This window comes from Agreia sp. (assembly GCF_964263775.1).
Classification (GTDB): Bacteria; Actinomycetota; Actinomycetes; order Actinomycetales; family Microbacteriaceae; genus Agreia.
Map to the genome: position 1 here is coordinate 1 of NZ_CAXVWM010000097.1, position 5,109 is coordinate 5,109.

Below are 5,109 nucleotides of genomic sequence, written 5' to 3' on the forward strand. Positions count from 1 at the left end.
GATCGAGCTTCGCGGGCACGGCCGGCCGAAGCAGTACGACTACACGGTGGGCACCGGCATGTACCGCATCGACCTGCACCCCTCGACGGGCGGCGACAACTACCTCGACATCGCGTCGTCGCCGTTCGAGATTCCGCTCGGCGCCCTCATCCCCGTTCGAGCCGACAACGTTCTTGCCGCCGGCAAGAACATCGGAACCACCCACATCACCAACGGAGCCTTCCGGCTTCACCCCGTCGAATGGAACATCGGCGAATCGGCGGGCGCGCTCGCGGCCTTCTGCGTCGAACGCTCCATCAGCCCCCGACAGGTTCGGGCCGATCCCCGCCTGCTCGGCGAGTTCCAAGCACAACTCACGCGTCAGGGCGTCGAGCTTCACTGGCCCGACGTCACCGGTTACTAAGGAGAAACAGCACATGAGAAAGTCAGCAATGAAGCTGGGCGCGACCGCAGCCGTCGCGATCTCGGCCCTCGTCTTGAGCGGATGCGCCGCGAGCGAACCCGAAGACGACACGCCCGTGTCGTTGAGGATGACCGTGTGGACATCGAACGAAGACCAGCTCGCCCTGTTCGATGACATCGCCGATGCCTACATCGCCGACCACCCTGAGGTGAGCGACATCACGTTCGATCCGCTCGACTTCGAGAGCTACACGACCACCCTCACCACCCAGCTGGCCGGCGGAAATCCGCCCGACATGGCGTGGGTTCTCGAGAACGCGGCCCCCGACTTCGTGTCATCGGGCGCGCTCGTGCCCCTGAACGACACGCTCGAAGCGACGAAGGGGTACGACCTCGACGACCTGTCGACCAGCGCGACCGAACTCTGGATCGACGCCGACGGCAAGCTCGCCGCCTATCCCTTCTCGACGTCGCCGTTCGTGGTCTTCGCCAACGACGACCTGCTGGCCGCCGCCGGCCAGCCCACTGCGGCTCAGCTGCAAGACGAGGGCCGCTGGAACTGGGAGACGATCTCGGAGGTCGGCTCGGCCGTGAACGCGACCACCGGCAAGGCCGGCTTCGTCGTGCGCGACTTCGACTACACGCAGTGGGACTACCTGTCCACGGTCTGGGGCGGCTGGGGCGCCGAACCGTGGTCAAAGGACGGCACGACCTGCACCATGGACTCGCCCGAGATGGTCGACGCCTTCACCTTCTTGCATGACGCCGCGTTCACCGCGAAGTCGATGCCCGGCCCGGGAACCGCGGCCGACTTCTTCGCCGGTGAGGCCGCGTTCACCGTGACGCAAATCTCGCGGGCCTCGCTGCTCGCCGAGTCGGGCATCCAGGCCTGGGAGCTCGCCCCGCTGCCCGAGGGGCCCGACGGCGAGTACTCGATCGTCGGCCAGGCCGGTGTCGGTGCGCTCGCCCAGGCCGAGCATCCGGAGCAGTCGGCCGAGTTCATCGCCTACTTCACCAACCCCGAGAACTCGGCGAAGCTGGCCCAGTACTTTCCGCCGGCCCGCACCTCGCAGCTCGACGCCGCCACACTGTCTGCCGCCAACCCCGTGCTGACAGAAGAGCAGCTCGGCGACATCGTGGTTCCGGCCATCGAAGACGGGCAGGTTCGGCCGTCGCACATCGGCTCGGCAGAGATCCAGCAGGAGGTGCGCTCGGCCCTCGACGCCCTCTGGGTGGCCGACGCCGACGTAGAAGGCACGCTCGGCGACGTCTGCACCGCAATCGCTCCCCTGCTCGAGCAGTGACCGACACCCTCGAAAGGGAGACAGTGATCACGGGTCGCACGGGTCGCGCTGCTGTTCGCAGCGCGGCCCGGGTCACCCGGCGCCGCCGTCGCTCGCTCTCTGGCAACGACAACCTCGTGGGCTATCTCTTCGTGGCGCCGCAGGTGCTCGGAATCGTGCTCTTCGTGCTGCTGCCGCTGGTGCTGATCGTCTACTACAGCTTTCACGAGTGGAACGTGCTGGCGAACACCTTTCGCTTCGTCGGCACAGAGAACGTCGAGCGGCTGTTCTCCGACCCGAAGGTCGCTCCCGTGCTCGGCACGACCGGCATCTTCTCGGTGGGCCTCGTGATCGGCAACCTGTCGATCGCTCTTCTCCTGGCGATCATGCTCAATCGCAAGGCCCGAGCGATCACGTTCTTTCGCACGCTCTTCTTCTCGCCCGTCGTCGTCTCGCTCGTCGCCTGGACGATCGTCTGGGGCTTTCTCCTTCAAGACGACGGAGGCATCAACGGCCTGCTGCAGGTGATCGGCGTCGATGGCCCGAACTGGCTGCGCGAGGGGCCGACCGCCATGCTCAGCGTGATCGTGGTTCAGGTGTTCAAGAACGTCGGCCTGAACATGATCTTGTTTCTCTCGGCGCTGCAGGGTGTTCCGAAAGAGATCACCGAGGCGGCGGCCATCGATGGCGCGGGCCCGTTTCGCACCTTCGGCCGCATCACGCTGCCGCTCATCTCGCCGATGATTCTGCTCACCACGATCATCACCATCGTCGGATCGCTGCAGGTCTTCGCGCAGATCGCCGTGCTCACGCAGGGCGGCCCGGGAATCTCGACCACCGTGCTCGTCTACTACCTGTTTCAGCAGGCATTCGAGTTTCACCGCTTCGGCTACGGATCGACCCTGGCGCTCGTCTTGTTCGTGATCGTGCTCGTGCTGACCGTCGTGCAGTGGCAGCTCAGAAAGAGGTGGGTGCACTATGAAAGCTAGGCGCCGCCCCGCGCTGCGGGTGCTCTTCTACCTCGGGATGAGCGTGCTCGCCATCCCGTTCGTCTTTCCGACCTGGTGGATGATCACCTCGTCTTTCAAGCCGATCGGCGAGATCTTCGCCTTTCCTCCCACACTCTGGCCGCAGCATCCGACCATTCAGCCCTACGTCGACGCGTTCACAGAACAGCCATTTCTGCTGCAGTACTGGAACAGCATGTACATCGCGGTCGTGGTGACGGCGGCGACCATGCTCTTCTCGGCGATGGCGGGTTACGCGTTCGCGCGCATCAAGTTTCCGGGTGTGAATGCGCTGTTTCTCGTGGTGCTGATCGGTCTGCTGGTGCCGTCTGAGGTGACGATCGTGCCGCTGTTCCAGATCTTCAACCAGCTGGGACTCGTGAACACGCACTGGCCGTTGCTGCTCGTGACGACCTTCGGGGCGCCGAGCGTGCTGGCCACGTTCATCATGCGGCAGTACTTCGTGACTCTTCCGGTCGAACTCGAGGAGGCGGCGCGACTCGACGGCCTCGGCCGCGCCGCGATCTGGTGGCGCATCGCGATGCCGCTGGCCAAGGCATCCCTCGGCGCTGTCGCCATCTTCACTTTTCTGCACACCTGGAACCTGTACCTCGAACCCACCGTGTACCTGCAGAGCCCCGAGTTGTTCACGCTTCCCCAGGCGCTGACCAGATACACGGATGCCTACGGCGGGCAGATGTGGAACGTGCAGCTGGCCGCGGCCACGATGACGGCGGTGCCGGTGCTCGTGGTGTTCGTGCTGGCGCAGCGCCAGTTCGTCGAGGGACTCGCGCAGACGGGCCTGAAGGGGTAAGCCTCTCACTTGTTACATATCGACGTGTGCAGGCGAGTTTCGGTCGATTTTCGCCAAGCGGGCATGAGTAGCCGCAGGCCGCTTGGCACATTTCGACCTGAACCCGCCCATTGAGGTCGATTCGCGCCAAGCGGCAGCGTACTGCGCGATACCTGTACCGGGAGGGTGCTGGGTCAGGGTGCCGGTCAGGCCGGGCGCACCACGCGCATGGCCGCGGCCACAATGTCGTCGACGTTCGCGGCGACATCCACGTCTTCGCCCGCCTCGTCGTCGTCGAGGGGCTCGAACGCCGCCAGCTGCGAGTCGAGCAGCGCCGCGGGCATGAAATGGCCGTGACGTGCGGCGAGGCGTGCCGCGATCAGCTCGTGTGAGCCGGAGAGGGTGACGAAGACGGTCGACGGCTCGACCGTGCGGATGGTGTCGCGATAGCTGCGCTTGAGTGCCGAGCAGGCCAGCACGAGACCCGACCGGTCGTGCTCCGAGAGCACCTCTCCAATACGCACCAACCAGGGTGCGCGGTCGATGTCGGTGAGCGGAAGGCCCGCCGCCATCTTCGTGACGTTGGCCTCGGGATGCAGCGAATCCGCGTCGATGAAGGGAACCTCGAGTCGCTGGGCGAGCAGCGCCCCGATGGTCGACTTGCCCGAACCGGACACGCCGCCCACGACGACGAGCTCGTGCCCGCTGGCATCGTGCCCGCTGCCCTGGTGCCCGCTGCCCTCGTGCATCAGAGCTGGCCCTGGTAACTGCTCCCCGCCGGGATGGGAGCCAGGCGTGTGACCTCGGCCGGAGACTCGAGCAAGCCTGCCAACGGGGCCGTCATGCGGGCGACGATCTCGCCGGCTGCGTGCGCGTCGAGGTCGGCGTTCGAACTCCACTTCTCGATCATGACGATCGTTCCGTCGGGGGCGTCGTGAATGGCGTAGAGCTCGCATCCCGTCTCGGAGTGCACCTCGGCGATGCCGCTCGACAGTGCCCGAACGACCTCGTCTCGGGCACCGGCCACGGGTCGAAAGATGGCGGTGACGACGACTGCTTCAGACATGTAACTCCACGGGGTCGGGGCGGCGCTTCGGCTGCACGAATTCGATCGCGACTCGCACCGCGATCGCGGGCCAGTTGCGACAAGTCTGCCCTGTGCGCGGCACGAGCGGGCGCATTCGTGTCGGGAGCCGCCATGCTCCGTTGTCAACGCCGGTGGCGCGGTGCGGCCGCCTGCCTAGTCTGGGCTCGTGACCAGCTCGCCCCGCACCCGCTGGATCTTCGCCGGGCAGCTCGGACCACTCTTCGACGACGGCGGGCCGATGATGATCGTCGAGGCGCGTTCGGTGTTCGGCCGTCGACCCATGCACCGGGCCAAGGCGCACCTGCTGCTCTCGGCGATGCGGCACCGGGCCGCCGAACTCGGCGACCGCGTCGAGTACCACCGGGTCGACCGCTACTCCGAGGTGGTCGACGAGCGAGACGACCTCGAGGTGATCGACCCCACCTCGTGGGCCGCGCGGCGCTTCGTTCGTGCCCGGGGCATCCACGTTCTGCCCAGCCGCGGATTCGTCACGAGCGAGGAGGAGTTTCGCGCGTGGGCCGACTCCCGCGGCGACCA

Annotated in this window: 7 protein-coding genes; 5 read left to right on the forward strand and 2 right to left on the reverse strand. The window is 66.2% G+C overall.

Translation table 11 applies throughout. The features are described 5' to 3' along the window. From ACE5CZ_RS07610 to ACE5CZ_RS07625, 4 genes are all read left to right on the forward strand, one after another. On the forward strand, window positions 1–403 hold a 403-nt coding region (locus ACE5CZ_RS07610; protein ID WP_374946726.1), incomplete at its 5' end, for an FAD-dependent oxidoreductase. A gap of 13 nt (window positions 404–416) precedes the next feature. Beyond that, complete coding sequence (locus ACE5CZ_RS07615) at window positions 417–1,706, forward strand: ABC transporter substrate-binding protein (protein ID WP_374946727.1); 1,290 nt, start codon at window positions 417–419, stop codon at window positions 1,704–1,706. Then, window positions 1,703–2,674 (forward strand): carbohydrate ABC transporter permease, encoded by a 972-nt coding sequence (locus tag ACE5CZ_RS07620; protein WP_374946728.1) that lies wholly within the window; start codon window positions 1,703–1,705, stop codon window positions 2,672–2,674. Before ACE5CZ_RS07615 ends, ACE5CZ_RS07620 begins: the two co-directional genes overlap by 4 nt. Continuing rightward, a complete protein-coding gene (locus ACE5CZ_RS07625; protein ID WP_374946729.1) occupies window positions 2,664–3,506 on the forward strand; it encodes a carbohydrate ABC transporter permease in 843 nt (280 codons plus the stop codon). Before ACE5CZ_RS07620 ends, ACE5CZ_RS07625 begins: the two co-directional genes overlap by 11 nt. Before the next feature lie 185 nt (window positions 3,507–3,691). On the opposite strand, the gene ACE5CZ_RS07630 is transcribed toward ACE5CZ_RS07625, so the two are convergent. Further along, complete coding sequence (locus tag ACE5CZ_RS07630; RefSeq protein ID WP_374946730.1) at window positions 3,692–4,234, reverse strand: gluconokinase; 543 nt, start codon at window positions 4,232–4,234, stop codon at window positions 3,692–3,694. After that, window positions 4,234–4,551 carry a putative quinol monooxygenase gene (locus tag ACE5CZ_RS07635; RefSeq protein ID WP_374946731.1) on the reverse strand — a complete coding sequence of 106 codons (318 nt, stop codon included), beginning with the start codon at window positions 4,549–4,551 and terminating at the stop codon, window positions 4,234–4,236. Before ACE5CZ_RS07635 ends, ACE5CZ_RS07630 begins: the two co-directional genes overlap by 1 nt. Window positions 4,552–4,738: 187 nt before the next feature. Between ACE5CZ_RS07635 and ACE5CZ_RS07640 the strand changes: the two genes are divergently transcribed. Beyond that, on the forward strand, window positions 4,739–5,109 hold a 371-nt coding region (locus ACE5CZ_RS07640), incomplete at its 3' end, for a cryptochrome/photolyase family protein (RefSeq protein WP_374946732.1).

What these genes read in the sequence shown, in the direction of transcription:
- ACE5CZ_RS07635 (WP_374946731.1), bottom strand. Translation starts at nt 4,551, where the DNA reads ATGTCTGAAGCAGTCGTCGTCACCGCCATCTTTCGACCCGTGGCCGGT.
- ACE5CZ_RS07625 (WP_374946729.1), top strand. Translation starts at nt 2,664, where the DNA reads ATGAAAGCTAGGCGCCGCCCCGCGCTGCGGGTGCTCTTCTACCTCGGG.
- ACE5CZ_RS07630 (WP_374946730.1), bottom strand. Translation starts at nt 4,234, where the DNA reads ATGCACGAGGGCAGCGGGCACCAGGGCAGCGGGCACGATGCCAGCGGG.
- ACE5CZ_RS07615 (WP_374946727.1), top strand. Translation starts at nt 417, where the DNA reads ATGAGAAAGTCAGCAATGAAGCTGGGCGCGACCGCAGCCGTCGCGATC.